General features: G+C 58.0%; 32 protein-coding genes. 16 read left to right on the top strand and 16 right to left on the bottom strand.

All coding sequences use genetic code 11. The features are described 5' to 3' along the window. Positions 1-5: 5 nt before the first annotated feature. From flhA to BUQ90_RS05680, 7 genes are all read right to left on the bottom strand, one after another. Entirely contained in the window at positions 6-2,123 is a 2,118-nt protein-coding gene (gene flhA / locus BUQ90_RS05710; protein WP_074204102.1) for a flagellar biosynthesis protein FlhA, read from the bottom strand. Next, on the bottom strand, positions 2,120-2,941 hold the full coding sequence (locus BUQ90_RS05705) for a lysozyme family protein (protein ID WP_074204101.1): 822 nt from the start codon (positions 2,939-2,941) through the stop codon (positions 2,120-2,122). The genes flhA and BUQ90_RS05705 overlap by 4 nt, the downstream gene beginning before the upstream one ends. Positions 2,942-3,060: 119 nt before the next feature. Beyond that, entirely contained in the window at positions 3,061-3,357 is a 297-nt protein-coding gene (locus BUQ90_RS05700) for a hypothetical protein (protein ID WP_074204100.1), read from the bottom strand. Then, entirely contained in the window at positions 3,357-3,641 is a 285-nt protein-coding gene (gene flgM / locus BUQ90_RS05695) for a flagellar biosynthesis anti-sigma factor FlgM (RefSeq protein ID WP_074204099.1), read from the bottom strand. The genes BUQ90_RS05700 and flgM overlap by 1 nt, the downstream gene beginning before the upstream one ends. A gap of 72 nt (positions 3,642-3,713) precedes the next feature. Further along, complete coding sequence (locus tag BUQ90_RS05690) at positions 3,714-4,214, bottom strand: flagella basal body P-ring formation protein FlgA (RefSeq protein WP_239447359.1); 501 nt, start codon at positions 4,212-4,214, stop codon at positions 3,714-3,716. A 100-nt stretch (positions 4,215-4,314) separates the two neighbouring features. Beyond that, positions 4,315-4,785, bottom strand: a complete 471-nt coding sequence (locus BUQ90_RS05685) for an OmpA family protein (protein WP_074204098.1) — start codon at positions 4,783-4,785, stop codon at positions 4,315-4,317. Beyond that, positions 4,776-5,492 (bottom strand): motility protein A, encoded by a 717-nt coding sequence (locus BUQ90_RS05680; protein ID WP_074204097.1) that lies wholly within the window; start codon positions 5,490-5,492, stop codon positions 4,776-4,778. The genes BUQ90_RS05685 and BUQ90_RS05680 overlap by 10 nt, the downstream gene beginning before the upstream one ends. Positions 5,493-5,744: 252 nt before the next feature. Here BUQ90_RS05680 and flgB point away from each other — a divergent pair, with 252 nt between their 5' ends. The 14 genes from flgB to BUQ90_RS17665 all read left to right on the top strand — a co-directional run bounded on the left by flgB (position 5,745) and on the right by BUQ90_RS17665 (position 16,092). Then, positions 5,745-6,098 carry a flagellar basal body rod protein FlgB gene (gene flgB, locus BUQ90_RS05675; protein ID WP_074204096.1) on the top strand — a complete coding sequence of 118 codons (354 nt, stop codon included), beginning with the start codon at positions 5,745-5,747 and terminating at the stop codon, positions 6,096-6,098. Beyond that, complete coding sequence (gene flgC, locus BUQ90_RS05670; RefSeq protein WP_074204095.1) at positions 6,095-6,505, top strand: flagellar basal body rod protein FlgC; 411 nt, start codon at positions 6,095-6,097, stop codon at positions 6,503-6,505. Before flgB ends, flgC begins: the two co-directional genes overlap by 4 nt. Next, positions 6,502-7,137, top strand: a complete 636-nt coding sequence (locus BUQ90_RS05665; protein WP_074204094.1) for a flagellar hook assembly protein FlgD — start codon at positions 6,502-6,504, stop codon at positions 7,135-7,137. Before flgC ends, BUQ90_RS05665 begins: the two co-directional genes overlap by 4 nt. A 33-nt stretch (positions 7,138-7,170) precedes the next feature. Then, positions 7,171-8,001: a flagellar hook-basal body complex protein gene (locus BUQ90_RS05660; protein ID WP_074204093.1), complete on the top strand. Its 831-nt coding sequence runs from the start codon at positions 7,171-7,173 to the stop codon at positions 7,999-8,001. An 89-nt stretch (positions 8,002-8,090) separates the two neighbouring features. Then, entirely contained in the window at positions 8,091-8,834 is a 744-nt protein-coding gene (locus BUQ90_RS05655; RefSeq protein WP_074204092.1) for a flagellar basal body rod protein FlgF, read from the top strand. Between the two features lie 33 nt (positions 8,835-8,867). Next, positions 8,868-9,656 carry a flagellar basal-body rod protein FlgG gene (gene flgG, locus BUQ90_RS05650; RefSeq protein WP_074204091.1) on the top strand — a complete coding sequence of 263 codons (789 nt, stop codon included), beginning with the start codon at positions 8,868-8,870 and terminating at the stop codon, positions 9,654-9,656. Between the two features lie 21 nt (positions 9,657-9,677). Further along, the gene (locus BUQ90_RS05645) at positions 9,678-10,358 is read left to right on the top strand and encodes a flagellar basal body L-ring protein FlgH (RefSeq protein WP_074204090.1); all 681 of its coding nucleotides are present in this window, start codon (positions 9,678-9,680) and stop codon (positions 10,356-10,358) included. A gap of 69 nt (positions 10,359-10,427) precedes the next feature. Beyond that, the gene (locus tag BUQ90_RS05640; RefSeq protein WP_239447392.1) at positions 10,428-11,501 is read left to right on the top strand and encodes a flagellar basal body P-ring protein FlgI; all 1,074 of its coding nucleotides are present in this window, start codon (positions 10,428-10,430) and stop codon (positions 11,499-11,501) included. Continuing rightward, a complete protein-coding gene (locus BUQ90_RS05635; RefSeq protein ID WP_239447358.1) occupies positions 11,498-11,845 on the top strand; it encodes a rod-binding protein in 348 nt (115 codons plus the stop codon). The genes BUQ90_RS05640 and BUQ90_RS05635 overlap by 4 nt, the downstream gene beginning before the upstream one ends. Next, entirely contained in the window at positions 11,832-13,169 is a 1,338-nt protein-coding gene (flgK, locus tag BUQ90_RS05630; protein ID WP_084192503.1) for a flagellar hook-associated protein FlgK, read from the top strand. The genes BUQ90_RS05635 and flgK overlap by 14 nt, the downstream gene beginning before the upstream one ends. Positions 13,170-13,185: 16 nt before the next feature. Next, entirely contained in the window at positions 13,186-14,034 is an 849-nt protein-coding gene (locus tag BUQ90_RS05625; RefSeq protein ID WP_074204088.1) for a flagellin, read from the top strand. Positions 14,035-14,147: 113 nt separating this feature from the next. Continuing rightward, positions 14,148-15,011, top strand: coding sequence for a flagellar motor stator protein MotA (motA, locus tag BUQ90_RS05620; RefSeq protein WP_074204087.1), 864 nt, complete (start codon positions 14,148-14,150; stop codon positions 15,009-15,011). Positions 15,012-15,013: 2 nt separating this feature from the next. Then, entirely contained in the window at positions 15,014-15,925 is a 912-nt protein-coding gene (locus BUQ90_RS05615; RefSeq protein WP_074204086.1) for a flagellar motor protein MotB, read from the top strand. Continuing rightward, a complete protein-coding gene (locus BUQ90_RS17665) occupies positions 15,922-16,092 on the top strand; it encodes a hypothetical protein (RefSeq protein WP_159437033.1) in 171 nt (56 codons plus the stop codon). The genes BUQ90_RS05615 and BUQ90_RS17665 overlap by 4 nt, the downstream gene beginning before the upstream one ends. On the opposite strand, the gene BUQ90_RS05610 is transcribed toward BUQ90_RS17665, so the two are convergent. The 6 genes from BUQ90_RS05610 to BUQ90_RS05585 all read right to left on the bottom strand — a co-directional run bounded on the left by BUQ90_RS05610 (position 16,093) and on the right by BUQ90_RS05585 (position 19,836). Then, a complete protein-coding gene (locus BUQ90_RS05610) occupies positions 16,093-16,491 on the bottom strand; it encodes a MarR family transcriptional regulator (protein WP_143182732.1) in 399 nt (132 codons plus the stop codon). Positions 16,492-16,546: 55 nt separating this feature from the next. Continuing rightward, positions 16,547-17,074, bottom strand: coding sequence for a JAB domain-containing protein (locus tag BUQ90_RS05605; protein ID WP_239447391.1), 528 nt, complete (start codon positions 17,072-17,074; stop codon positions 16,547-16,549). A gap of 26 nt (positions 17,075-17,100) precedes the next feature. Further along, complete coding sequence (locus tag BUQ90_RS17845; RefSeq protein WP_074204083.1) at positions 17,101-17,544, bottom strand: hypothetical protein; 444 nt, start codon at positions 17,542-17,544, stop codon at positions 17,101-17,103. Between the two features lie 58 nt (positions 17,545-17,602). After that, a complete protein-coding gene (locus tag BUQ90_RS05595; protein WP_074204082.1) occupies positions 17,603-17,959 on the bottom strand; it encodes a hypothetical protein in 357 nt (118 codons plus the stop codon). A 52-nt stretch (positions 17,960-18,011) separates the two neighbouring features. Then, the gene (locus BUQ90_RS05590; RefSeq protein ID WP_074204081.1) at positions 18,012-18,551 is read right to left on the bottom strand and encodes a helix-turn-helix transcriptional regulator; all 540 of its coding nucleotides are present in this window, start codon (positions 18,549-18,551) and stop codon (positions 18,012-18,014) included. A 145-nt stretch (positions 18,552-18,696) separates the two neighbouring features. Next, positions 18,697-19,836 (bottom strand): GGDEF domain-containing protein, encoded by a 1,140-nt coding sequence (locus BUQ90_RS05585; protein WP_074204080.1) that lies wholly within the window; start codon positions 19,834-19,836, stop codon positions 18,697-18,699. A 199-nt stretch (positions 19,837-20,035) separates the two neighbouring features. Between BUQ90_RS05585 and BUQ90_RS05580 the strand changes: the two genes are divergently transcribed. After that, positions 20,036-20,473, top strand: coding sequence for a cupin domain-containing protein (locus BUQ90_RS05580; RefSeq protein ID WP_074204912.1), 438 nt, complete (start codon positions 20,036-20,038; stop codon positions 20,471-20,473). 76 nt (positions 20,474-20,549) lie between these two features. Further along, positions 20,550-22,700, top strand: a complete 2,151-nt coding sequence (locus BUQ90_RS05575; protein WP_074204079.1) for an FAD-dependent oxidoreductase — start codon at positions 20,550-20,552, stop codon at positions 22,698-22,700. A 10-nt stretch (positions 22,701-22,710) separates the two neighbouring features. Here BUQ90_RS05575 and BUQ90_RS05570 read toward each other — a convergent pair whose 3' ends face one another. The 3 genes from BUQ90_RS05570 to BUQ90_RS05560 all read right to left on the bottom strand — a co-directional run bounded on the left by BUQ90_RS05570 (position 22,711) and on the right by BUQ90_RS05560 (position 25,520). After that, positions 22,711-23,316: a CDP-alcohol phosphatidyltransferase family protein gene (locus BUQ90_RS05570; RefSeq protein WP_074204911.1), complete on the bottom strand. Its 606-nt coding sequence runs from the start codon at positions 23,314-23,316 to the stop codon at positions 22,711-22,713. Positions 23,317-23,361: 45 nt separating this feature from the next. Further along, on the bottom strand, positions 23,362-24,630 hold the full coding sequence (locus BUQ90_RS05565; RefSeq protein WP_239447357.1) for a NupC/NupG family nucleoside CNT transporter: 1,269 nt from the start codon (positions 24,628-24,630) through the stop codon (positions 23,362-23,364). Between the two features lie 83 nt (positions 24,631-24,713). Next, positions 24,714-25,520, bottom strand: coding sequence for an SDR family NAD(P)-dependent oxidoreductase (locus BUQ90_RS05560; RefSeq protein ID WP_074204077.1), 807 nt, complete (start codon positions 25,518-25,520; stop codon positions 24,714-24,716). Positions 25,521-25,619 lie beyond the last annotated feature (99 nt).

The raw sequence follows: 25,619 nt of genomic DNA, 5'->3' as shown, positions 1-25,619 counted from the left end.
CCTCTTCAAGAATCTGACATCATCTGACCGGACTGCGGGTCAGGAAGACTGTTGGGTTCGCCGGTGCCGACACTGGCCACCACTTCCACCGCCTTGTCATCAGGCAGTTCAAGGAAGGACAGCACCGGTGTCTCCGGGAACCGGGGTTTGAGCAGCCGGGACAGGGCCCGGCGGGCAATCGGCGAAGTGATGATCGCGAAGCTGCGCGCTTCCGCCATGATTGGCATCGCGGCATTTTCGATCGAGGTGACAATGCGCTGCGCCAGATTGGGTTCGATGGGATGCTCGGCTTCCGCACCGACTTTCATCGCCTGGGCGAGAAGGGTTTCCAGCTCGCCATCCAGCGTCACCACCGGCAGCGGCATGTTCACCGGGACCAGCGACTGGATGATGATCGAACCAATCCGCTGCCGCACACCTTCGACCAGCGTCGGCAGATCCGCATCGGGTTCGGCCGCTTCGATCATTGCCGAGCAAATCCGGCGGAAATCCTTGAGCGGCACGCCCTCGGCGAGCAGCGAGCGGCAGATCGCCGAGACCATGAACAGCGACAGGGGCTGCGGTGTCAGACCTTCGACCAGTTGCGGTGCGCTGTCCTTGAGATGCTCCAGCAATTTCTGCGCTTCGTCCATCCCAAACAGTTCGCTGGCGTTGAGGCGGATCATCTGGTTGAGATGCGTCGCCACCACGGTGGAAGCATCAACAACCGTGTAACCGGCGATGACAGCCTCGCTGCGCTTGTCCGGCGAAATCCAGAGTGCATCCAGACCGAAGGTTGGATCCTTGCAGGGCTGCCCTGCAATTTCGCCCTCAATATCCCCGCTGTCCAGCGCGAGCAGATCATCCGGATAGATCTTGTCTTCCGCAAGGATCATCCCGCCAATCGTGATACGATAGCTGTTCGGTTCGAGCGCCATATTGTCGGTGACACGGACCAGCGGAATGACAAACCCCAGTTCCTTGGAAATCTGTCGGCGGATTCCGGTGACCCGGCGCATCAGCGGTTCGCCCTTGCGCTCGTCGACCAGCGGCACCAGTCCGTAACCGATTTCCAGTCCCAGCTGTGCGCCTTCCGATACATCGTTCCACTCGATCAGATTGGGATTTTCCGGTTCAACGGGCGCAGGCAGCTCTTCTGGCTGATCATCCTTGTTGCGCAATCGCCAGGCGATAAAGGCGGCCAGCGCACCGGCCGGCAAGATGATCAGATGCGGCATGCCGGGCAGCATACCGAGGATCAGCAATATGCCCGCCACCGGGGTCCACGCCTTGCTGAGTCCGAATTGCGAGGAAATCTGACCGGCGAGATTGTGGGGTGAAGCGACGCGGGTGACGATCGCCGCCGCGGCAATCGAAAGCAGCAGTGCCGGAATCTGGGCAACCAGTGCGTCACCGATCGACAGCAGGATATAGCTTTCCGCCGCCTCCCCGATCGACAGGCCATGGCTGACTGTACCCAATATGATGCCACCGATAATATTGATCGTCAGGATCAGCACGCCGGCAATGGCATCGCCTTTGACGAATTTCGAGGCACCATCCATCGAACCATAAAAGTCCGCTTCTGTCGCAACGTCCTGCCGCCGCTCTTTCGCTTCTTCGGGGCTGAGCAGGCCGGCATTGAGATCGGCGTCAATCGCCATCTGCTTGCCTGGCAAGGCATCGAGAGTGAACCGGGCGGACACTTCCGAAACGCGTCCCGCACCCTTGGTGATCACGACCAGATTGATAATCATCAGGATCGCGAAAACAAATATACCGACGACATAGTCGCCGCCGATCAGGAAGCTGCCAAAGGCCTCGATTACCTTGCCGGCGGCGTCACCACCATTGTGGCCGTCGACCAGCACCACGCGGGTCGAGGCGACATTCAGCGCCAGGCGCAGCAGCGTTGCAAACAGCAAAACCGTTGGAAAACTCGAGAAATCGAGCGGCTTGTTGGCATTCAGCGCCACCATCAGGACTGCGAGCGAAATCATGATATTGGTGATGAATCCAATGTCCAGCACGGTAGCCGGCACCGGAAGCACCATGAATATCACCATCATCAATGTGGCAACAGGGAGCACGGAGGCCTGAATGCCGCCGAGCCAGTTGATTTTCTTGGGGGCCAGCTCACTCATCGGGGTGTCGCTCCGAGAGAGGCGAGAAGCATGTAGGCCATATGTGCACTTTCATTGTAGGTCGGGGTCGAAGCTGCCACCGGCCGGGCAGCACGCTGGCTGGCCAGCCGGACATAATCGGCAGGTTGGACGGTGTTGGTGACAGGAGAAGATTCCCCGCCGGGAGCGGAAGGCCGATGAGCCTCCACGCCCGGTGAGAACCGTTCCAGCTTGGCGGCAAATCTTTGCCGGATTTCGTCAAAGCTGCGCGGAGCGCCGCCTGTGGTATAGAAAATCGATTTGTTGGCACCGGCTGCCCGCATCATGTGCGGTGCCGCGGCACCGTCGGGATTGCGCTCGTGCAAAGACAGGAATTTTCGCGCACCGGCAGGACCGAGAAAATGGGCGAGATACAGGTCCACCGGAGCGGCGCGTTTGCCAAGGCGGCCTTCCAGATAATCCTTGTTGTCCGACGCAAATTCCGCCGCCATCAGCGACGCGATTTCGGGATTTTTGCGCAGGTCCAGGATCTGGCTTTTCAGGCTGCTGTCGGCAACCTGAAAGCGGCCTCTGCTGTTTTGGGAAATTGCCGCTCGCGCCCAGTCGAGGCCATGTTTGTGGCCATGCTTTTCGATCACGCCAAGCCAGCTTTGATCAATAAACTGAAACAGTCCGGTCGCACTGGAGGTCCGGGCCCTGGCCTGGGGATCCAGACCGCTTTCGATTTTGGCCTGTCCGAGGAGATAGTTGAAATCCACCCCGGTACGCTGGGCAGAACTGGCAATCGCCCGGGTCACGCGGTCGTGACCGATGCTCCCCGCTGCCGATATGTTTGCCATGATATTCCCCAAAATTTGTCTTCGGGAATATCAAAGCAACTACCGTGCCAGTTTTGTTGTTGAAGCGAAAATATATTGTGGTTTTTATGCCTGTTCCACAATAGGTTAACAGGAAGCTGTCAAAGCGGGCTGTAGGTCTGGCTGTCGCCCTGGTTGGCGATCATGAACATCCGCGCGCGGCACATGTCGTGCAGGAACCGGATCCGGTAACGAGCCGCGAGATTAAGCTCCTCGATCTCGCTGATTTTTTCTTGCGACAGGGAAGTGTCGGAGCCCCCGCTTCTTGCGCGCAGGTCATCCGATGCCTGCTGCAATTCTTCGCAACAGATCAGAATCTCGTCGGCCGAATGGCCGTCCAGCGCTGCCACAAGATTGCGCTGCGCGGCTTCAAACTCGGAAATATTGAGGGAAGCCATCAGTCCCGCCCGCTGTCCAGATCCAGCGCGATCATCTGCTGGGCGATCTTTTCCGGATCAACCGGATAACGACCTTCCGCAATCGCTGCCTTGATCATGGCAATTCGCTCTGCATTGACCGGTGCGCCCTGGCTGGCAATTTCGGCTGCCACGCTGCGCACGACCGGCTGGGACGGATCCGTTTTGGCTTTTTCGCCCTGACCTTCGCTTTTCGCGACTTTCGGGGCAGCAAGATTCCGGGCCAGATCACTGGCGGAAATTCCCTGTTGCGAAATCGGTTTCATTGCTCGTGTCCTTCAAAATATTCTCGCGTATGCCTGATAACGGCCGCTCGCGGGATTTCTTTAACAAAAAATTTATGGGGTCGGCAGAATGACCTGCCCATTCCCCGTGACTTCGGCCAAAATCCGCGGACTGCGGCGATCCTGGCGGACGGCAATCAGGTCGCCAATGGCCCCGTTTTCATCCGCGATCATCTGCTTGCTGAGCGAAAAACCCGCGCCGCGATAGACCAGAATGACATTCTGACCCCGCCGGATCAGAATTTCGGCTTTCTCCGGTTGTGCTGCCCGGGATTTTCCCTGCGCATCCATGTTGAGCGGCACCCTTATGCGCCAGCCCAGCTCCGGACACCGAACGATGGCCGCTCCAAATACCGGGCCTTCTACCCGCGGTTCTGCCGGACATGTTGCGAGGCGCAGGCGATTGTCTACTGCCGTTCTCGCTCCACCTGGCTCACCGATTTCAGCACCGATTGTCTCCGAAACCAGCCGGTCGAGACCGGCCGTGTCCTGAAACTGGCTGGCTGCGCCAGCGGGCCCGGAAACCAGGGCCAGCGCGGCAGCGGTAACTGTCATTGTCGTTCGGACCATGTGCATCATCAATACCTCGTCACATTAAATATCGGAGCTTCCGAAGCAAAAAGGATGCCAGTTATGCACGAGGCTGACGAAATGCCTATTTCGTGCGCAGCTCCAGCGTGACATGCGCAGGGCCTTCGCTCACCGCAGAATCTGGCATGCGAGGTACAATCCGGTCTTCGGCCACACCATTTTGACGCAGCTGCCAGGCAATCGAGGCCGTCCTCGCCGCCGCCAGTTCCCATCCCTGCAACCGGTCTTCCCGGGTTTGTTCGACGGGAACACGGATGTGGACGATATTCTGACTCTCTGAAACCTGGCGGGAAAGCGTCTGTATCCGGACGATGCCTTCGGCGGACAGCCGTGCTTCCTGGTTTTCGAATATCTGGTCAACGGGCATAGGCGGCAGTGAAGCCACTAGGCCGGGTCCGCCAAATGTATCGGATACGGCCTCAAGGACGCGATTTCCCTCAAGCTTGTTGGCAATCAGCAATGCCATGGCACCCAGCATGATCAGCACAAGATCCAGAAATGACGTCAGCCAGCGGGGCCGGTGCATCAGGCGCATTGGCTAAATCCATCGGGACTGAACCCGCGCCCGGAAACCGGCGACGCCACGCCCGAAAGGCCGGTTTGATATTCACGTTCGGCGATCCGGCACAGTTCCTCGGCAAATTCCCGCTGCCAGGCAATCTCGCTTTCCGAGGCGCGGGCCAGTCGGATGGCCAGCGGACCGGCAATCAGATTGGCGAGAAGCAGGCCATATAATGTGGTCAGCATCGCCACCGCCATCGCGCGGCCAATCGCCGCCGCATCTTCGACATGGCCAAACATCAGCACCAGACCAATCACGGTACCGATCATGCCAAGCGCTGGCGCAATCTCGGAAACGGTGGACCAGTATCGCGCGCCCGGAACGTGCCGGACCTCGCGCTCGTGAATATTTTTCATGGCCCAGTCACGAAAAGCAGCCGGGTTTTTCTGATTGGCCATTTCGCGGATTACCTGTTTGACAAACAGCGGATCCACCTTGACCCGGTCCGCGGTGTAGATTCCCCGCTTTTCGACCATGCGCTCGACCCGTTTCACGGCCGCTTTGGCAATTTGGGCATCGGCATGCTGGTCGTTACGGAATGCCACGGGCAAAGCCGACATGGCACTGGCGAAGCTGCGCCACCCTTCCTGGGTTCCGGCGAGAATGAGGCTTCCCAGCACCACCAGACACAGGGCCAGCGGATCCACGAACACCATCGCATTGGTCAGACTTTGCTGCATAAACCACCTGCCCCTTCCGGACGCGCATATGTAAACCGGCAAATCCTTGCCGCTTCCGGATGCCGTGTTGCCGCATCTCCGGAAAACCGGCGCAAATCCGCGACACGAGCCACCCAAATTCCATCATAAGGCAAACTGGCACACCGTTTGCATGTTCGTTGGGGCTACTCGTGCCACACAAGCAAAAACGGCGGGAGAAGCGAAAGATTTAACGCGGACGAGCAGAGGCTCGCCAGGAAATGGACGATTGATATGCCCGGTGCAGACAAGATATTTGGCATCCACGGAACCGCACTCGCCTTGCGATCCCAGCGGCTCAACATGCTCGCCTCCAACATCGCCAATGCCGGAACACCCGGATACAAGGCGCGCGATCTCGATTTTGAAAAAGCCATGGCGATGACCGACCAGGGCAAATCGATGAGCCAGATCATGGCGACAAGTTCCGGTTATCGCACGCCGCTGCAGCCATCGATGGACGGCAACACGGTCGAACTTTCGACAGAACAGACCCTGTTTGCAGAAAATGCCGTGCAGTACCGCACCACGCTCTCTTTTCTCGAAAGCCGGGTGAACGGCATCAAGCGCGCATTGAAAGGAGAATGACAATGTCGGGTCCGATGAACATTTTTGATATCAGCGGTCGCGCCATGTCAGCCAATCTGACGCGGCTCAACACCACCGCTTCCAATCTCGCGAACGCGCGCACCGTCTACAGCAATGAAGAAGATGCGTTTCGTTCACTCAAGCCCGTGTTCCAGACGGCCTATGACCGCGCTGGCGTGGCGACGGTCGATGTCGCCGAAGTTGTCCAGTCCGACATGAAACCGGTCAAGAAACATGATCCGCACAACCCGCTCGCCAATGAGCAGGGATATGTCTGGGAAGCCGGCGTCGATGAAGCCGCCGAGCTTGTCGACATGCTCGAGACCGCCCGACACTACCAGAACAATGTTCAGGTGATGCAAACCGCCAAATCACTCATTCTCGAAACCATAAGGATGGCAAAATGACGTCAATTACCAGTAATATTCCAAGCGATCTCACGCTGGCCCAGCCGGCCAATGCGACCGGCAACAGCGAGTTGAGCCAGGAGTCTTTCCTGAAGCTTCTGACTGCCCAGCTGCAGTACCAGGACCCGTTCAAGCCGGTCGATAACCAGGAAATGGTTGCCCAGATGGCGTCGATCTCGACCAGCACCGGGATCACCGAAATGAAGGAGTCGCTTGAAGCTATCGCCAGTTCGCTGAATTCCAGCCGGCTCGCTGACACGGCGAGCTGGATAGGGCATAGCATTCTTGTGCCTGGCCAGTTCGCGGTTGCTGACACCAACGGAAATTATGGCGGCGAATTCAATCTCAATGAAGACACGGACAGCCTGTCCATCGACCTGCTGAACAGCAGCGGCGAGATTGTCCAGTATGTCGAGCTGGGCGCCCAGAAAGCAGGCCCGATCGCTTTTTCGTTCGATACTGAAAATACCGATCTCGGACGCCTGCGTGTCCGCGTGAATGGCGGCCAGATTTCCGATCTGGCGACCTGGGTGCCGGTGGCATCCGTTGCCTCACCCGCCAGCGGACAGGATGCCAAACTGGTGACGCCTGTCGGCAATTTTGATCCTTCAGAGGCACTGCGCCTCGGATGATGCGACAAAACTCAACTATCAAAGGAGTAGACTATGTCATTTTTTACATCACTTAGTGGCCTGAAGGCGGCGCAGACGAGCCTGTCGGTGATATCCAACAATATCGCCAATACCAGCTCGACCGGCTTCAAGAAAAGCCGCGCGATTTTCGGTGACCTGTTTGCCTCTGCACCGACCCAGTCAACCAAGATGATTGCGGGTCAGGGTGTCCGGCTCAACGGCATTACCCAGCAATTCACCCAGGGGACCCTGGAGTCCACCGACAAAACGCTCGACATGGCGATCGCCGGTGACGGCTTTTTCATGGTGCGCGGACAGCCGCCTCGCCAGGATACCAGCTTTACCCGCAATGGCGCCTTTGCGGTCAATGTTGATCGCGAAGTGGTCGACACACTCGGCAATATTGCACAATTGCTGCCGGTCGATGCCAATGGCGCCGTTACCTCGACCAATCTGGCGGACGCGTTTGACTTTGTGCTGCCCGACACCGATCCCGGTGACGCGACAGCCATTTTGTCCAATATCAACGTCAATAATGAAGGCACGGTGACCGCCACATTTTCCAACGGCAACCAGATTGCCCTTGGAGCGATGGCAATGGCCAGCTTTACCGCCATTGAAGGCCTGCGTCCGATCGGTGATGCGCACTGGCAGTCGACCGGAGATTCCGGCCCGCCAGTAATCAACCAGGCGGCCAACGGCCCGCTTGGCTCGATCCGTTCGGGTGCCCTGGAAGGCGCGAATGTCGATATCACGGAGGAACTTGTTTCCCTGATCTCGGCGCAGCGGAATTTCCAGGCCAATGCCCAGGCGATCGAAACCGCCAACAACATGACCCAGACAATCGTGAACCTGCAGGTCTGATTTAGCAGGTTCCTCGAGTGCGGCGGCGCCCTGATCGGTCTGGTTCCCGATCTGCGCGCCGCCGGCTAACCGCCGACAGGAGAGACAGCATGGACAAGATGATCCACACCAGCCTGAGCGCGATGCGCGGTATCATGAACCGCCAGACGGCTATTGCCAATAACATGGCAAATGCCGACACGATCGGTTTTCGCGCGGAAGTGGTCAATGCCAGGGCCCGGTATCTCGATGGCCCGACACATGACAGCCGGGCCCTGTCGAAAGAAAGCGTCCTGACGGCTGACATGAACGGCGGACCCGTGAAATCTACCGGTCGCCCGCTGGACATTGCGCTGGATGGAGATGCTCTCCTGGCCGTACAGGCACCGGACGGCGATGAAGCCTATACACGGCGCGGAGATCTGCAGACGACCGACAGCGGCCTGCTGGTCACCGGTGACGGACATCCGGTGCTGGGCGAAAGCGGACCGATCACGATCCCGCCCAATGACAGCATCAACATCAGCTCCGACGGCGCGATCTTCATTGTTCCGCGCGGTGGGGATGCCAGCCAGCCCCAGGAGCTCGACCGGCTAAAAATGGCCAGCCCGGCGGGCAGCGATATCATCAAGCATAATGACACGCTCTTCCGGGTGAAGGATGGCGGGATTTTACCCGGCGATCCGGACGCGCGGCTGACGGCCGCGTCACTGGAAGGATCCAATGTCAACATGTCTGCCGTGCTGGTCGACATGATTGAAGCCAGCCGCGCCTGGGAGACCCAGGTCAAGCTGCTGACAACGGCCAAGGATCTCGACGAAAGCGGCGCGCGCATCATGAGCATGCCGACCTAGAAACAGCCTGATTCAGAACGGAAAGGACAGATTATGAGCAACGGAGCATTACAGGTCGCCCGAACCGGGCTGGACGCGCAGAACATGAAAATGCGGGTGATTGCCAACAACCTCGCGAACGTGAACACAACCGGATTCAAGCGCGACCGGGCGAATTTCGAAACGCTCGCCTATCAGCAGCAGATCACCCCGGGTGCCAAAGCAGATGCGCAAAATGACTATGCCGTCGGCCTGTCACTCGGCACCGGCGTGAAAGTCTCCGGCACCGCCCGGATCGACACCCAGGGTTCGCTGCAGATCACCGGCAATGCGCTCGACATCGCGATCGAAGGCGCCGGCTATTTCCAGGTCGAGCTGCCGGACGGACGCAACGCCTATACCCGGTCCGGCAATTTCAGCCTGACCCCCGAAGGCACGATGGTCACATCCGAAGGTCTGCCCGTGGTGCCGCAGATTACCATTCCCCCGGACGCGACCGGACTGACAATCGGCAGCGACGGCACGATTTCGGCGACGCTTGCCGGACAGACCGAAGCGACCGAGCTGGGGCAGCTGGAACTTGCGACGTTCGCAAACAGCGCCGGCCTGCAAAATATCGGCAACAATCTCGTGGTTGAGACCGGTGCAAGCGGCAATCCCATTGTTGGTGCCGGCGGTCTCGAAGGGCGAGGCAGCCTTCGCCAGGGCTCGCTGGAGCAATCCAACGTCAACATTGTCGAGGAGCTGGTGACGATGATCGAGACCCAGCGCGCCTATGAGGTCAATTCCAAGATGATCTCGGCCACCGACGAGATGCTCCAGTTCGTCAATCAGCAACTCTGAGTTTAGCAAAAGGTTCATGACATGACTGTTTTCCCAACCAAATTCGCCGCCCTCGCTGCCGGGATTCCGCTGCTTGGCCTGTCCGCCTGTCTGGGCGGAGGAGCGACCGGTCCGAACCCGGCCTATGCCCCGGTTCTGGCACAGCCCGCCCCGGCTCCCGCAGTGGCAAATGGCGCGATATTCCAGGCGGTCAACGGCTACGCACCGCTCACCAGCGGCGCGCGAGCCGCACAGGTGGGGGATCTTGTCACCATTACCCTGGTGGAGCGCACCCAGGCGACAAAGTCGAACAGCGCCACGACCGGAAAATCGAGCGACTTCGGCCTCACTCCTCCGACCACCGGGCCATTTTCGTTATTCTCGCCCAGCGATATTGCGCTGAGCAGCGATTCCTCGTTCAGTGGCAATGGCCAGGCCCAGCAATCCAATGCGCTGACCGGCGAGATCAGTGTGACCATCGCCGAAGTCTATCCCAATGGCACCATGCTGGTGCGCGGCGAAAAGCTGATGACGCTGAACCGCGGGGAAGAGCAGGTCCGGATCAGCGGCATCATCCGTGCCGCCGATATCGGCCCGGACAACCGCATAGCCTCCAGCCGCGTTGCCAATGCCCGGATCATCTATGGCGGATCCGGCGAAATTGCGACCGCCAGCAAGCAGGGTTTCCTGACCCGCTTTTTCTCCGCCATCAGTCCGTTTTAACCCCCTATCGGGAGAACCGTTGTGGCTCGACTTTTTTCAAACCGGATCATCAGCCTGATCACCATCTTCATGGCAGCCCTGTTGCTCTTCCCCTCGCCGGCCATGGCCGAGCGGATCAAGGATCTGGGCACCTTCCAGGGCCTGCGCGCCAACCAGCTGACTGGCTATGGCGTGGTGGTCGGCTTGCCGGGCACGGGAGATGACAGCCTCGAATATGCGACGCTCGGCGTGAAAGGCATGGCCAATCGTTTCGGCCTGACCCTGCCTCCCGGCATTAATCCCTCGCTCAAAAATGCGGCTGCGGTCATGGTGACCGTGGAACTGCCACCATTTGCCAAACCTGGTCAAAGGCTGGACGTCACAGTGTCGGCGATCGGCAAGGCCAAGTCGTTGCGCGGCGGCACTCTGATCATGATGCCGCTCTATGGCGCGGATGGACAGGTCTATGCCATGGCCCAGGGCAATCTCGCCGTTGGCGGGCTTGGCGTCGGGGCTGCCGACGGGTCCCGGACCACGGTCAATATTCCCTCGGTCGGACGGATTGCCGGCGGTGCCACCGTTGAACGCGCCGTCGACACCGGTTTCAACCAGTCGCCCTATCTGACTTTCAATCTCTCCGAATTTGACCTGACAACCGCGCTTCGTGTGGCCGAGGCAATCAATCAGAAGTTCCCCGAAGCCCGGGCCGAGGCGAGCGATGGCGTGTCCATCCGCATTTCTGCTCCGGCATCTGGCAATGAGCGGATGATGATGATGGGGCTGATCGAGAATATCGAGGTCACTCCGGCCGACGCACCGGCACGCGTCATCATCAACGCCCGCACCGGGACCGTTGTGATCAATGGTGCCGTCAGGATCAGCCCGGCAGCGATCAGTCACGGCAAACTGACCGTTAAAGTGGACGAGAACCCGACCGTTATACAACCTGAACCCTTCAGTCGGGGCCAAACTGCCGTCGAACCATCGAGCGAAATCACGATTGAAGAAAAAACCGCTCCAATGTTCGAACTGGCACCCGGTGCCTCGCTGTCGGAAATGGTTGCAGCCATCAACGCCATCGGCGTCACGCCTGGCGATCTGGCTGCCATATTGGACGCGCTCAAACAGGCTGGCGCACTCAAAGCGGAGTTGATCATCATATGACCAATATTCCCGGTCCCGCAGCACAAATGGCCGCGTCCCACGCGTCCCTCACCCCTGCACGGCCTCCCCTCGACCCGTCTGCCGGTGCGACGGCGGACAAGGCCGCACAGGCCGAGGAAAAGGCGGAACTGAAAGCGGCTCTCCAGGCCTTTGAAGCGATTTTTGCCCGGCAACTGGTTTCGACCATGCGCGCCGGATCGCTCGGTGATGACCTGTTCGGCAGCGCAGCCGGTGACCAGTTTCGCGACATGGCGGATAGCCGTCTTGCAGACGACATGGCCTCGAAAGGGGCACTGGGCCTGGCCGACATGATGCTCAAGCAATTTGGATATGATGATGAATGACCTGTTTGCCATCGGCCAAGGGGCGCTCAAGGCTTTTACCCACTCGCTCGCGACCGTTTCGCAGAATATCAGCAATGCTGAGAATCCGGACTATGTCCGCCGCTCGACACAGCTCGCCGATGCGACGCTGACCGGCCGGACCAACCCGCTCTATACCACCAGCAAGGAACATAATGGTGTCCGCATTGTCGGCATCGCCCGCTCTGCCGACGAATTTCTCGAAGCTTCTGTCCGGCAAAGTGGCAGCGCCCTGATCCGGACCGAAGTTACTGCCCAGTGGCTCGGTGCGATTGAATCGGACCTCGGCAATGGTGGTCAGGATGTTGGCGGAAAACTGACACAGCTGTTCAGCCGCGGCGAACAGCTCGCGGCGGCGCCGTTTGACAATGCCCTGCGTCAGACCTTCATGGCGGACATCCAGGAGACCGCAGACGCCTTCAAGCGGACTTCGCAGAGCCTGACCCTGACGTCCGACCTGATCTATCAGTCGGCCGAACAGGAAACGGCCAAGCTCAATACCGCAATGAGCCAGCTGGCCGAAGTCAATTTCCAATTGCTGAAATCACGCGACGGGACGGCCTCCCAGGCCTCGTTGCTCGATCAGCGGGACACTGCTCTGGCAGTGATCACGGAACAGCTGAACGGCGAAATCAGCTTTGGCGACAAAGGGGTCGCCAGTGTGACCTATGCCGGCCAGCCTCTCGTGACGGTCAACAATCCCGCCACGGCTTCGATCAGCCGCAATGCGGATGGCAGCTTCGCCCTGGCGATTGACGGTTCCGCCGTCGCCGCACCTTCTGACGGCGCGCTGGCAGGGCTCAGCACCTCGGCGCAGACTCTGGTTTTGCGTCAGCAGAATCTGGAAACGCAGGCGCAGACCTATGTGGATGATATTAATGCCTGGCAGGCGGCCGGGGAAACCGATGCTGGCGCCGCTGGCGGACCATTGCTGTCGATGAGCGGAGATGCCTCGACCATCGCGGTGCTCAGCGAGGATTCCGCGGATCTTGCCCTGGCAGCACCAGGAGGCGCCGCCAACGGGAATATTCTCGCACTGGCCAGTTATCGCGGCCCAGGCGGCAGCGAGCAGGCCTGGACGACTCTGGTCGGCAACCATGCCATAGGCCTCAATGCCGCGCGCGGTGCTGAAGAAGCCGCGACCGCGTTTCATGCCAATACCAGCCGCGCCCGGGATGATGTATCTCGTGTAGACCTCGACCGCGAGGCAGCCGATCTCATCCGTCTGCAGCAGGCCTATTCGGCGGCTGCACGTGTGATTCAGGTCGCCCGGGAAACCACCCAGTCGGTATTGAACATATTCTGATCAGCAGGAAGTGACCATGGAATCCGTTAACCGCAACCGCGCCCCATACGCCATTCAGCAGCAGCTCGATATCTCGCGGATCATCAGCGAAAAGCAGCAGGAAGTGAGCACCGGACAAAAGATCGACCAGCCGTCGGACGATCCGGCGGCCTGGCTGGAAATCTCCAACATCGCCCGGCGTCAGGCAGATGAAAGCGCCTGGCAATCCAATATCGGCCGGGTCGAAACGCGGGCCGGCAGCGCCGAAACGTCGCTTCGCTCGATTTCCAGCGGATTGATCCGGATGCAGGAACTGCTGATTCAGGCCAATAACGACACTTACAGCCAGGCGGATCGCGAGACGATCGCGATCGAAATGGAAGGGCTGCTCAACACATTTCGCGACAGTCTCGCCGTCAAGGACAGCTTTGGCGGAGACGTTTTCCAGAACGGACCACCGCTGGAAATCCCGATCAATGAAGATATCCTGGTAATTTCGGCACCCAGCATCCAGACCGTGACAGAGAATATTCCCCTCGGAAATGGTGGATTCTCGGACTTTGAGACGATCATCACGGACACCATAGCGGCCGTTCGCAGCGGCACCGCGCAGGATCGCACAGATGCATTCCAGCCGCTTCGCAATGTCGAAAACCGGATCACCGACATGATCGCCCAACAGGGAATTGTCGGTAATCGCCTCGAAAGCGCCCGTTCCTATCTGGAGGAAAATGCGATCACGCTGACCGAACGCCGTTCGGCGCTGGAAGACACGAATCTGAGCGAAGCCATTTCCCGGATCCAGTCCCTGCTGGTGAATCTGGAGGCCGCACAGGCCGTCTATGGACAGATCGAACAGCGGACATTGTTTGATTATCTCGGTTAATCGCATCTCAACCTAAAAGTCCCGCGGCAAATGCCGTTATTCCCTAGTGAATTAGAACTTTTTCCGGTTTTCCAGCGGGAAGACCAGATCCATTTTGACCGGGGAAAACCGACATGTTTCCAGCCATAGGCCTTGTTGTACTGATTGTAATGGTCTTTGGGGGCTTCATCATTTCGGGCGGTGATATCGGCCCCGTGCTCAAAGCTTTGCCTGTGGAAATGACCATCATTGGGGGCGGCGCCATCGGTGCGCTGATCATCGGCAACTCCAGCCCCAAGCTGAAAGCGCTGATGGGCGGCGTGACCAAGGTTTTCAAGGGCCCGAAATATGTCAAAGAGGACTTTCTCGACTGCATCTTCCTTGTCTCCAAGCTGATGAAACTGCTCCGTACGGACGGGCCGGTGGCCGTCGAACCACATATTGAAGATCCCCAGAGTTCAGCCATTTTTGGGGAATTCCCGAAATTGCTCGAGGACGAGACCCTGGTGCACCTGATTGCCGACACCTTGCGATTGGTGGTCATTTCTTCGGGCACGCTGGACATTCACGCGGTGGAAGACGTCATGGACAATGGCCTCAAGACTCATCATCACGAAGCGATTGAACCGGCGGACAACCTGCAGGGCCTCGCCGATGCGTTGCCAGCACTGGGGATTGTTGCCGCTGTTCTGGGTATCGTCAAAACCATGAGCGCGATCGACCAGCCACCGGATGTTCTGGGCGCGATGATCGGTTCGGCTCTGGTCGGAACCTTTTTGGGCGTCTTGCTGGCCTATGGCCTGGTTGGTCCTCTGGCGAACCGCTGCAAGCAGGTCATCGAAAGCGATGCCGCCATTTACCAGATGGTCAAGCAGATCATCATCGCCAGCCTACACGGCCATCCGCAACCGCTCGTCATCGAGGCGGCCCGGTCGAGCCTGGCCCATGCCAATCAGCCAGCCTTTGCCGAAGTGTTTGACGGCATGAGGGGACGCTAGACATGGCTGCCAAGGGCAAACAGAATGAACCGCCTCCCCAGCCGATCATCGTCAAGAAGATCATCGAAGAGGGCCATGGCGGGCACCATGGCGGCGCCTGGAAAGTGGCTTATGCCGACTTTGTAACGGCAATGATGGCCTTCTTCCTGATGATGTGGCTCCTGGGCGCGACTGACGAAAAACAGCGCAAGGCGCTCGCCGACTATTTCACACCCACGCTCGTGGAAATGAAGCAGGCCAGTGCGGGTTCCAATGGCATGTTTGGGGGCGACTCCCTGACATCCAAGGACAATTATCCTTCAAAAGCATCGCAGACAGGCACTCGCTCCATCACCATCCCCCGGGACTCCACCGGAACCAATGACAGGGGTGGAAAGGATGATATTGACCGGGATCGCGAGAGGTTCGAGCAGCTGAAACGCCAGCTGAAGGAACGACTGGAACGGTCCGAAGAGGGCGCAAAACTCTACAAAAACCTGCGTTTTGTTGAAACCCAGGACGGGTTGCGGATTGATCTGGTCGATCAGGCAGATTTCTCGATGTTCATGCTCGCTACCGACATTCTAACCCCCAAGGCCGAACGTCTGATCCGGGAGATCGGCAATGCCGTTGTGGACATGCCCAACGACATTATCGTTCGCGGACATACGGACAGCCTGCCCTATGCGTCGGGCAAGACCATGAACAACTGGAAACTGTCCGCCGCACGCGCGGAAGCGACACGTGCAGCGTTGATCCGAAATGCCGTTCCTTCGGGACGTTTCTCCCGCATCGAAGGTGTGGCGGATCGAGAGCCGTTTAACACCAGCGACAAATATGACTCCCGCAATCGCCGCATGGCAGTGACGCTGGAATGGCGAAAAGGCGAGCAGCGATCCCTTGCGCTGGCCACACAGCGAAAGCCTGCGCCATGACCGAACGCAAGTCTCCAACAGATCGCCAGTCCCTATTGTCGGAAGCAGATCAGTTGATGGAAGAGGCCCTGGCGCTGCTGGACGGGGCGCAGGCCTATCTGCCGGCAGCCAAGCTGGATGAGGCTTTGTCAACGCTCAGGCTGCGAACGAACACAAACGGTTCCTGATCAGCTGTTTTGTCCGGGCGACTGGGCAGCATATCCGTGCCACTGCTGCGTGAGTTCACCCAGATAGTCACGCATGTTTTGATATCCTGAATTGGAGAGACGGACATATATCCGCCGCTTGTCAACCGGATCCGGTTCACGCCGGATCAGCTTTTTCTCGACCAGCGTATCGATCCATCTCTGTGCCGTACTTTGCGGCGCGGCAGATGCGATGGACAGACTTGTGATGCTGATTTTCTTTCCCTCGGCCTCGGCAGCGAACAGATCCAGCAGCATGTCCCATGCCGGATCAGAGAACAGCAGCGGGGGAAACAGTTCCTCCCGTTTTCTCCGATCCGAAATCAGCATCCGCGCAAATCTTGCAAGGGATGCAGCCTCCTTGTCATTCCTTTTGGTCATGATGATCAGGTCCCCCACGAACTAGATTCCCGCTGTTCTTGAATTGTTTCGGGCGCTAGACATATCCCAGCTCTTTCAGGCTCGACCAGCCGCTGGACGATAATATGACATGGTCGTGCAATGTGATCCCCAGCTCGTCACCCGACTTCTTCAGGCGTTTCGTCGCTAAAATGTCATCACGGCTCGGAGTAGCATCTCCCGACGGATGATTGTGGGTCAGAATGATTGCTGATGCATTCAGGACGATCGCCCGTTTCAGGATCTCCCGCGGGTAGATCGGTGCTTCCGCTACCGAGCCGCGCGCCATGATCTCGTCGCAGATCAAATGGTTTCGGACGTCCAGGAAGAGGACCCGGATCTGCTCCGTATCGAGATGGGCCATCTGGGCCTTGAGATAGTGGATCAGGTCATCGGATCCCGAGATGACCGGACGTCCCTCGATTTTCGACCGCAGGGCTTCGGCCAGGGCAGCCTGTACCAGCGCCAGAAAGGCCATTTGCGGATCGTCGCCCTTGGCTTCAGCGCTGGCTACCAGAACTGCAGATAATGACCCGTAACGCCGGAGCAGATCGCTGGCGAGTATCCCGGGCTCTTCGACAAGCGCAGAAGCTAGGAGTTGCTCCAGGATTTGTCGGCCCCGAATTTCTTTAGCCGCTGCTGGTGCCGGTAAGTCCCGATTGCCAGCAGAATGAGCATGGGATAGCTCCAGATTGCGATTACTGCCCCATAGGCCTGCGGGAGCAGTTCGGGAATGAAAATGATGGGCAAGTGCGAGATCACTTGTATTACCTGCATGGCGCTCATCCATAATGGCCAAAATCTTTCTGCATAAAGAGCCATGGTCACAAACGCGATCAGCATGGCCAGATCTACCAACAATATCCCAAACTCGACATTTCCAAATCGCTGCGCCAGCGGAGAAACAGCCAGGGTGGAAAGAAATAGTCCGGGGATAAAAATCGCGACGGCAATCCGTTCCGGTTTTCCACCCCACACCAGCGCGTAGGCATTGATTGTCCAAAAGAGCGTGAGAAAAAACTGGATCCTGGTCATGTCCCGATCCGACCAAAGATTATCGACCGGGTCAAGACATGACCAGCATTCCGTCAGTTCAGACGGCGCGAAGCTGAGGCGCGGGCTGTTCCTCGGCATCGCCCATCGGAGGACATTCGTGATTATCACCCCAACTGACGGCCTTGAGACCAATATCCGCCTGATCTTGCGCCAGGTCGGCATGGGCTTCAACGACAGTGCGATATGTCTGGGTCACGCCGGTGGCTGCATCGAGCAGCTTTTCCGAGGCGTCCATACCAGCGGTGAGGGGCATACGGGTCCCCGGAGCCATTCTGGCATTGGCGATATTGCTCATCAGCTCTCCCATATGCTTCATCGTGGCATTGAGTGAGGCTTCCACTTCGTTGATACTTTTGGCGATGGGGGCGGCTGCTCTCTTGCGTTCGTTCAACATAGATACTCCTTGTACGGCCTCTTGCAGGGCCGCTGCTTTGTCTCAGGAGATATCAGGTCCGGCTGATGAGTGTGCTGATCAAAACTGCTGCCAGACAGATCAGGGCGAAGGTCGTTGCGAGCTTCGTGGTAAGATCTGCAATGGCTTTGAGCCTCTCGCGCTTGCTCAGATCGTTGCCGACATCTCCTTGCCTAAGAAACGGGATCGACCAGGCCATGCTTCGACTGGTGGGAGCAAACTCGTAAGGAGCCTGCATTTCCCGTAATGACGAAGGCATTTTCGTGTCGTGCCCAATTTGTGTCTGTGCTTCAGACATCGCATGGACTGGCGGAGATTCAGGCTTTTCAGCAATACCAAATTCTTTGTACCCAAAATTTTTGGGGCTATTTTTTTCGCTTTCCCCGAAAATTCTGGCAGCTTCGCGGCTGCTGGTGACGTTCAGTTTCTTGCGAACCGAGCGCAAGCGCTCATTGAGGCTGTTGGGAGTGATGTCGAGTTCATAGGCCGCGGTCTTCGCATCATAGCCGCGCAGAAGCAGTCGCAGAACGACTTTCTCCTTTTCCGACAGCTGCTTTACACCCGATTGCCCCATCACGGCCAAAGGTTAACCGAAATTTGCCCACAGGAGAAGTCTGTTTCATGCCCGTTTGATAAACCCCGGAAATAAAACGTGAAAAATCGGCGACCGTTTCAATTGCGATCAGTTTCGCGATCAGGCGTCGAAACATGCCTTTCGCTCATTCCTCTTCAGCAGGAATCTCGTCGAAAATAACGGCCTGGTTACGTCCGTGCCGCTTGGCATAATAGAGGGCAATGTCCGAATTTCTCAACAATTCCCGGGCACCGGTCTTGTTGTTGAGACTGGCAATACCGGCAGAGAAAGTCACCGATCCGATGGGTTTCTTCGTCTCGCGATTCGTCAGCGATCGGCTGGCGGTATGCTCCCGGCAATTGTCGACAATTTCCCGCGCTTCGCTGGCATTCTTGCCTTCGAAGAGCAGCACAAACTCTTCGCCACCGTGACGCGCCACGTGGCAGCTGCCATTGGCCATCTTGTTCAGCTGCTTGGCAATTTCCACAAGCACCCGATCGCCTGTATCATGCCCGTGCGTGTCATTAATCTGCTTGAAATGATCAATGTCAACAAAGGCCACGGAAAGATTGCTGGCATGTTTGTTGGAGCGCTCGACAGCGGCAGCAAAATGCCGTTCAAAAGCCCGGCGGTTGTTCAGTCCCGTCAGCTGATCCACTTCCGCGCTTTCCTTGGCCTTTTGCAATTCTTCATTCATCTGGGTCAGTCGCTGGCTGGCGGATTTCAGCTTTTTCTCCGCTTTCTTGCTGCGATCCACCATGGCGTTGGTGATTTGCAGCAGGGCTTCGAACCGTGAAGCCCAGCCCTCGTCATCGGGATCCATTGAGTCGAGGCTTTCCTGCAAGGCCACGCCATATTCGGCGCTGTCATTGCGCGATTTGCTCAATGTTTTCTCACCGGTCGAGATCAGGTCCTTGCCTTCATTGACCAGCTGCTGAATGCCGTCGGAGCTCATCGTCTCGCTATGCTTGGCAAGCAGTTCGTCCACCTGTTCGGATGTGAGATGCCCAACCCGGCCCAGAATTTCTTCCGTGGCACAGCGCAGCGTGAAATTTGTCCCAAAATGATATTCCCAGGCCAGCGTGTAGTTTGTCGGCGTGGGTTCCAGATCCACTGTCGTCAGAAATGCTCCAATGCGGTCCAGTTCACCGGGATTGTCAACGGTTTCGGTTTTGGGCTCCTGCTCATGCCCGCTGCGCCGGTCTCCGTCCTTGCCAAAAACCGATACGATTTGCCCGGCCAGTGCGGCAAGTGTTCCCTGTGAATTTTGTGTCGCGGTTGTCATTGTCTCTACTGCTTCTTTCGGGTTCTGAATGTGACGTTCACTATAAAATACGGCAGTCAGGCGGGGCGATTTAGGAAAATCTTCTGTGCGGATGAGAAACGGGTTAGACTGCCATGTTGATATTATGGAGCCCAGGTGGGCCAAACATCTTTTGCTACCCTCAAAACTGCCGGAAATCCGGGAAAATGGAGTGTGTTCTTTGACCGAAGTTAAAGCGGAATCGATCATCTCCCAACTGGGAATGCAACCCCACCCGGAAGGCGGGTTTTTCGCTGAAACCTTTCGTGATGATTATTCCACGGCCATTTTTTTCCTGCTTCGGGCGGGTGAGAAATCCCGCTGGCACCGGGTGAAAGGCAGCGTGGAGATCTGGCATTTTCACGCCGGAGCGCCACTGGTTCTCCAATTGTGGGTCGAAAAGGGTGCTGTCGAAGATCACGTCCTGGGCTGCGATCTGGAGGACAATCAACGTCCCCAGCTTGTCGTGCCGCCTGGTGCCTGGCAGACAGCAGAAAGTCTCGGCCAATGGACACTGGTCAGTTGTACAGTGGCTCCCGCATTCGACTTCGCCAATTTCGAACTGGCGCCCCCCGGCTGGCAACCGCCAGAGACGGGATCAGATATCCCGGAATCCTGATCGACCTTGATCGTGTAACCGGCTATGCGATTGGTACGAACCGTAAATAACAATAATATGGGGTGCGGATCCAGTCATGAAGAAACTTTTGCTCATCGCCATTCTGGCAGCTGTCGTCTGGGGAATTTTCCACTATGACCTTCAAAGCTATCTGAATCTGGAAACGCTGAAGGCGCAGCAGGAAAATATCGACGCCTTTTATCGCGAGAATGCCTTGCTGGTGATTGCAGCTTTCCTCGGCATCTATATCACGGTCACTGCTCTTTCCATTCCGGGTGCGGCGATCATGACGCTGGCTGCGGGCGCGATATTTGGTGTCGTGGCCGGTACGATCATCGTGTCTTTCGCTTCCACAATTGGCGCCACACTCGCATTCCTGACATCCCGTTATCTGCTGCGGGACTGGGTCGAGGACAAATTCGGATCGCGGCTGAAAAAGATCAACGAAGGGGTCGAAAAGGACGGGGCCTTTTACCTGATCACGATGCGCCTGGTGCCGGCCTTCCCGTTTTTCATGATCAATCTGCTGATGGGTCTGACCAAGATGAAGGTCTGGATCTATTTCATTGCCAGCCAGATCGGCATGCTCGCTGGCACCATCGTCTATGTAAACGCGGGTACCCAGCTCTCACAGGTCAGCTCGGTGCGCGAAGTCTTTTCACTGTCGGTCCTGGGATCCTTTCTCCTGCTGGCCATCTTCCCGTGGATTGCCAAGGTCATTATCGGCATGTTCAAACGCCGGCAGATCTACAAGGGCTGGACCCGGCCGAAATCCTTTGACCGCAATGTCATCGTCATCGGTGCCGGGTCTGCCGGTCTGGTCTCGGCGGTGATTGCCACCACAATCAACGCCAAGGTCACGCTGATCGAGACCGGGAAAATGGGCGGCGACTGCCTCAACTATGGCTGCGTGCCTTCCAAAGCCCTGATCAAAAGCGCCAAGGTGGCTGACCAGATCCGTCACGCAGACAAATATGGCCTGTCATCTGCGGAACCCGCCTTTTCCTTCCCCGCAGTGATCAGGCGAGTGGAAGACATTATCGCGGCGATTGAACCGCATGACAGCGTCGAACGGTTCGAAGGCATGGGTGTCGATGTGGTCAAGGGTTATGCCCGCATGGTCGACCCCTGGACCGTCGAAATCGAAGAAGCCAATGGCAGCAAGCGCAAGCTCACCGGCCGTTCCATCGTTCTGGCAACCGGCGCCTCGCCTTTTGTTCCACCGCTCCCCGGTCTGGAAGAGACCGGCTATCTGACCAGCGATACACTTTGGGAACAGATGGCGACGCGCGAGCGGGTTCCGGGCCGACTGGTCGTTCTGGGCGGCGGTCCGATCGGATGCGAACTGTCGCAATCCTTTTCCCGACTAGGATCCGATGTGACGCTTGTCGAAATGGGCGACCGCGTCATGTCGATCGAGGACGAAGATGTGTCTGAAGTCGCGGCCGAGTCTCTTGAGGCGTCGGGTGTCGAGCTGCGGTTCGGTCACAAGGCCGTAAGAACCGAAATGGATGGCGACCAGAAATATCTGGTGGTCGAAAATGCCAGCGGCGAGGAACGCCTTGCCTTTGATGACCTGCTCATCGCTGTTGGTCGCGCCGCGCGGCTGGAAGGCTATGGCCTGGAAGAACTGGGTATCGAGACGGGCCGGACGCTGGTCACAAACGAGCATTTGCAGGCCACCTTCCCGCATATCTATGCCGCCGGTGATGTTGCTGGCCCTTACCAGCTGACCCACAACGCTTCGCATCAGGCCTGGTTTGCAACCGTCAATGCGCTGTTCGGTCAGTTCAAAAAGTTCAAGCCCGGCTATGAGTATCTGCCCTGGACCACGTTTCTCGATCCGGAGATCGCACATGTTGGCCTCAATGAGCAGCAGGCGCGGGAAGAAGGCGTCGAATACGAGGTCACCAAATATGAACTGGATGATCTGGACCGGGCCATTGCCGAAAGCGCAACCCAGGGTTTCGTCAAGGTGCTCACACCCCCAGGCAAGGATCGCATATTGGGCGTCACGATTGTAGGTCAGAACGCCGGGGAGCTGCTCACCGAATTCACCTTCGCGATGAAGCATGGCATGGGCCTGGGTAAAATCTTGGGGACCATTCACACCTACCCGACGATGGGCGAAGCGAACAAATTTGCCGCCGGAGAATGGCGCAAGAAGCACAAGCCGGAATGGGCGCTCAACCTGCTCGAAAAATATTTCCGCTGGGCGCGCAGCTAGGTGCGATCTGTCATTCGCGGAAAGTCTGGCGGGCGAGAATGCTACGCTGTATTACCGTTATAACACACATCACTGCGTAGACCAAAGCAATCTGCACAAACCAGCCGGGAAAAAGACACATCAGCAGAAATACCGTTATCGTCTCGGTCCCTTCCGCAATCCCGGTACTGTAGAAGAAGCTTTTCTCCCCATGTGCGTCGGTTTCCGCGCCTTGCTCTGCAGCGGTGACGGCGAAGGCCAGAAAACTGATGCCGGTAATGGTGAAGGCGGATACGAGGACCAGCGCGGCCGGCAACAGCCGGGGATCTGCCAGTCCAAAAGCCAGAGGTACAGATACGTAAAAGACAAAATCGCACACAATATCCAGATAGCCGCCAAAGGCGGTCTTGCGGGTCGCACGGGCCACAGCACCGTCCAGTCCGTCCAATATACGGCCGGCGAGAACCAGACCGAAAGCCAGGCCATAATATCCGGCATACATCGCGCCAGCGCCGCCCAGCCCCACGGCCATTCCCAGCAATGTCACAATATTGGCGGAGAAGCCAGCCCGCGCCAGAGCGCGCCCCGCAGCATTCAGCGGCGGGTCAATCAGTGGGCGGAGTTTGGCATCAAGCATGACGTCCATCCTCGACTGGCGACAGCGGCTGGTGTTCTGACAGCATCACACCCATGTGATGATTCCGATCACTGCACCGGTCATCGCGGTAGCACAATTGCCGGCGAACCAGCTTTTCATGCCCAGCCCGGCAACTTCGGCCCGGCGGCCGGGTGACAAGGTTCCGATCGTCGAAATGATCAGGCCCACGCTGGCGAGATTGGCGACACCGCACAGAGCATAGGTCACAATCAGCTGCCCCTTCGCACTGAACGTGTCCGCCGGCAGCGCGGCGAGTTCCAGATAGGCAACATATTCGTTGAGGATCGCCTTGGTCCCCATTAGCGAACCGGCCGCTGCGGCTTCTTCCCAGGGCACGCCGATCATCCACATCAGTGGCGCAAAAACCCAGCCAAAAATCCGTTTCAGCGTGAGCGCTTCGCCGGACACGAGCGGAAACAGCGCCAGAAACTGGTCGATCAGCGCGACAAAGGCGAAAATCACGATGATCACCGCGATCACCGCGAGGAACAGCTGCACACCATCCATTGTGCCGCGGATGATGGCATCAAAACTGCCCTCATATTTCAGACCAGGCTCCTTGTTGTCGGTATCGGTATTGCCGTCGCCCGGAATCATCAGCCGCGCCAGCAAGATGGCGGCGGGCAGCGAAATGAGCGAGGCGGAAATCATGTGTCCGACGGCATTCGGAACGGTTTTGGCCAATGTGGTGGCATACAGCACCAGTATCGCACCGGATATGGTCGACATGGCCAGTACCATGATTGTGAACAGTTCCGACCGGCTCATCCGCTCGAAATAGGCCCGCACGACAAGCGGGGATTCGACGACGCCAAGAAAGATGTTCGCGCCGCCACTCAACCCGACGACACCGCTGACCCCCAGCGTCTTGCGCAGGGCCCAGGACAGGCCTCGGACGATCAGCTGCAATACCCGCCAGTGCCACAGCAGGGCGGCAAGAGCCGAGAAGACGATGACCAGCGGCAGGATCTGGAAGGCAATGATCAGTGGCGGGGCTGCACCTTCGCGCAACTCGAACGGGAGGTCCGCGCCACCAACATATCCGAACATGTAGCTGGAACCGGCCAGCGTCGCCTGCTCGATCGCCTGAACGCCGCTATTCGCCAGTCCGACAATATCCCAGACGAAAGGCACCCGAACAATGGTCAGTGCGAGGACGAACTGCACGGCGATTGCACCGAAAATCCAGCGCCACCCGGGACGATCCTGACGGTTTTCCGACCATAACCATGCCATTGCCAGAATGAATGCGATCCCGATTACACCCTGGAACTGGCTGAAAAACTGGAGCACTGACAATCATTCCCGCAAACTGGTGGAGCCGTGCACCACCATGGCGGAATTTTGCGTCAGCGCAACCGGGTTGTGTGCGCGGTTCAGGAAGACGCGGCGGCGACGGCCCCCATCATCAATTCCTGATCCTTGCGAGTCGGGTTGCCGCGCAGGCACAGACCGCCATTGACCTGCAGATTTTCGCCGGTCATGAAACACTCGTCACTGGCCAGGAAAACCGCAGCAGCAGCGATATCCTCGCTCGTCCCGATTCGGCCAAGCGGGTAGCGGGCTTCGAAGGACTCGACGAGCCCGGGAACCTGATCCACACCGGCTGTCATCGGAGTCCGGGTGAGGCCCGGCGAGATACTGTTTGCGCGGATTCCCTGATCTCCAAATTCATGGGCGACACAACGGATCACATGATCGCTGCCGGCCTTGGTTCCCATATAGGCGGCATGGTCGTTGAGCATGATGGTGGCGGTGGCCGAACTGATCTGGATGATCGACCCGCCAGCCGGATCATTTTCCGCCATCGCCCCGATCATCGCCTGATAGAATTGAAACGGCCCGACAAACTGCAGGGCCGACATCATTTCCAGCTCTTCCCGCGTGTTTTCCATGAACGGTTTCAGGAAGCCCAGGCCGGTCGCGTTGACCGCAATGTCGACGCCGCCCATCTTGTCCTTCGCGGTTGCGGCCAGGGCCTGGATCTCGTCTTCCTTGTTGAGATCACACAGGGCATAGTGGCCACCGAGTTCACCGGCAAAACGCTGGAGCTCTTCTTCCTTGCGGCCGGCGACAAGCACATCGGCCCCTTCGTCGTGAAATCGCCGGGCAATTACCTGCCCCATATTGCCGGCACCCGCCGCGCCGAGCACAATAGCTCTCTTGCCTTCCAGACGTCCCATGATTCCTGCTCCTCAGATTTTGTGAATTTCTGCAGTCATTCTTATCCGGCAACGGCAACTGCGCCACTGTCATTATGGCTATCGGCATGTCTTCCGGGC

It is taken from the genome of Parasphingorhabdus marina DSM 22363 (genome assembly GCF_900128895.1).
Lineage (GTDB): Bacteria > Pseudomonadota > Alphaproteobacteria > Sphingomonadales > Sphingomonadaceae > Parasphingorhabdus > Parasphingorhabdus marina.
This window is presented reverse-complemented; position numbering and strand designations above follow the sequence as displayed.

Bases quoted from the DNA above. Each gene is read 5' to 3' on its own strand.
- flhA (WP_074204102.1), bottom strand. From the start codon at position 2,123: ATGAGTGAGCTGGCCCCCAAGAAAATCAACTGGCTCGGCGGCATTCAG.
- BUQ90_RS05705 (WP_074204101.1), bottom strand. From the start codon at position 2,941: ATGGCAAACATATCGGCAGCGGGGAGCATCGGTCACGACCGCGTGACC.
- BUQ90_RS05700 (WP_074204100.1), bottom strand. From the start codon at position 3,357: ATGGCTTCCCTCAATATTTCCGAGTTTGAAGCCGCGCAGCGCAATCTT.
- flgM (WP_074204099.1), bottom strand. From the start codon at position 3,641: ATGAAACCGATTTCGCAACAGGGAATTTCCGCCAGTGATCTGGCCCGG.
- BUQ90_RS05690 (WP_239447359.1), bottom strand. From the start codon at position 4,214: ATGACAGTTACCGCTGCCGCGCTGGCCCTGGTTTCCGGGCCCGCTGGC.
- BUQ90_RS05685 (WP_074204098.1), bottom strand. From the start codon at position 4,785: ATGCGCCTGATGCACCGGCCCCGCTGGCTGACGTCATTTCTGGATCTT.
- BUQ90_RS05680 (WP_074204097.1), bottom strand. From the start codon at position 5,492: ATGCAGCAAAGTCTGACCAATGCGATGGTGTTCGTGGATCCGCTGGCC.
- flgB (WP_074204096.1), top strand. From the start codon at position 5,745: ATGCCCGGTGCAGACAAGATATTTGGCATCCACGGAACCGCACTCGCC.
- flgC (WP_074204095.1), top strand. From the start codon at position 6,095: ATGACAATGTCGGGTCCGATGAACATTTTTGATATCAGCGGTCGCGCC.
- BUQ90_RS05665 (WP_074204094.1), top strand. From the start codon at position 6,502: ATGACGTCAATTACCAGTAATATTCCAAGCGATCTCACGCTGGCCCAG.
- BUQ90_RS05660 (WP_074204093.1), top strand. From the start codon at position 7,171: ATGTCATTTTTTACATCACTTAGTGGCCTGAAGGCGGCGCAGACGAGC.
- BUQ90_RS05655 (WP_074204092.1), top strand. From the start codon at position 8,091: ATGGACAAGATGATCCACACCAGCCTGAGCGCGATGCGCGGTATCATG.
- flgG (WP_074204091.1), top strand. From the start codon at position 8,868: ATGAGCAACGGAGCATTACAGGTCGCCCGAACCGGGCTGGACGCGCAG.
- BUQ90_RS05645 (WP_074204090.1), top strand. From the start codon at position 9,678: ATGACTGTTTTCCCAACCAAATTCGCCGCCCTCGCTGCCGGGATTCCG.
- BUQ90_RS05640 (WP_239447392.1), top strand. From the start codon at position 10,428: ATGGCAGCCCTGTTGCTCTTCCCCTCGCCGGCCATGGCCGAGCGGATC.
- BUQ90_RS05635 (WP_239447358.1), top strand. From the start codon at position 11,498: ATGACCAATATTCCCGGTCCCGCAGCACAAATGGCCGCGTCCCACGCG.
- flgK (WP_084192503.1), top strand. From the start codon at position 11,832: ATGATGATGAATGACCTGTTTGCCATCGGCCAAGGGGCGCTCAAGGCT.
- BUQ90_RS05625 (WP_074204088.1), top strand. From the start codon at position 13,186: ATGGAATCCGTTAACCGCAACCGCGCCCCATACGCCATTCAGCAGCAG.
- motA (WP_074204087.1), top strand. From the start codon at position 14,148: ATGTTTCCAGCCATAGGCCTTGTTGTACTGATTGTAATGGTCTTTGGG.
- BUQ90_RS05615 (WP_074204086.1), top strand. From the start codon at position 15,014: ATGGCTGCCAAGGGCAAACAGAATGAACCGCCTCCCCAGCCGATCATC.
- BUQ90_RS17665 (WP_159437033.1), top strand. From the start codon at position 15,922: ATGACCGAACGCAAGTCTCCAACAGATCGCCAGTCCCTATTGTCGGAA.
- BUQ90_RS05610 (WP_143182732.1), bottom strand. From the start codon at position 16,491: ATGACCAAAAGGAATGACAAGGAGGCTGCATCCCTTGCAAGATTTGCG.
- BUQ90_RS17845 (WP_074204083.1), bottom strand. From the start codon at position 17,544: ATGACCAGGATCCAGTTTTTTCTCACGCTCTTTTGGACAATCAATGCC.
- BUQ90_RS05595 (WP_074204082.1), bottom strand. From the start codon at position 17,959: ATGTTGAACGAACGCAAGAGAGCAGCCGCCCCCATCGCCAAAAGTATC.
- BUQ90_RS05590 (WP_074204081.1), bottom strand. From the start codon at position 18,551: ATGGGGCAATCGGGTGTAAAGCAGCTGTCGGAAAAGGAGAAAGTCGTT.
- BUQ90_RS05585 (WP_074204080.1), bottom strand. From the start codon at position 19,836: ATGACAACCGCGACACAAAATTCACAGGGAACACTTGCCGCACTGGCC.
- BUQ90_RS05575 (WP_074204079.1), top strand. From the start codon at position 20,550: ATGAAGAAACTTTTGCTCATCGCCATTCTGGCAGCTGTCGTCTGGGGA.
- BUQ90_RS05570 (WP_074204911.1), bottom strand. From the start codon at position 23,316: ATGCTTGATGCCAAACTCCGCCCACTGATTGACCCGCCGCTGAATGCT.
- BUQ90_RS05560 (WP_074204077.1), bottom strand. From the start codon at position 25,520: ATGGGACGTCTGGAAGGCAAGAGAGCTATTGTGCTCGGCGCGGCGGGT.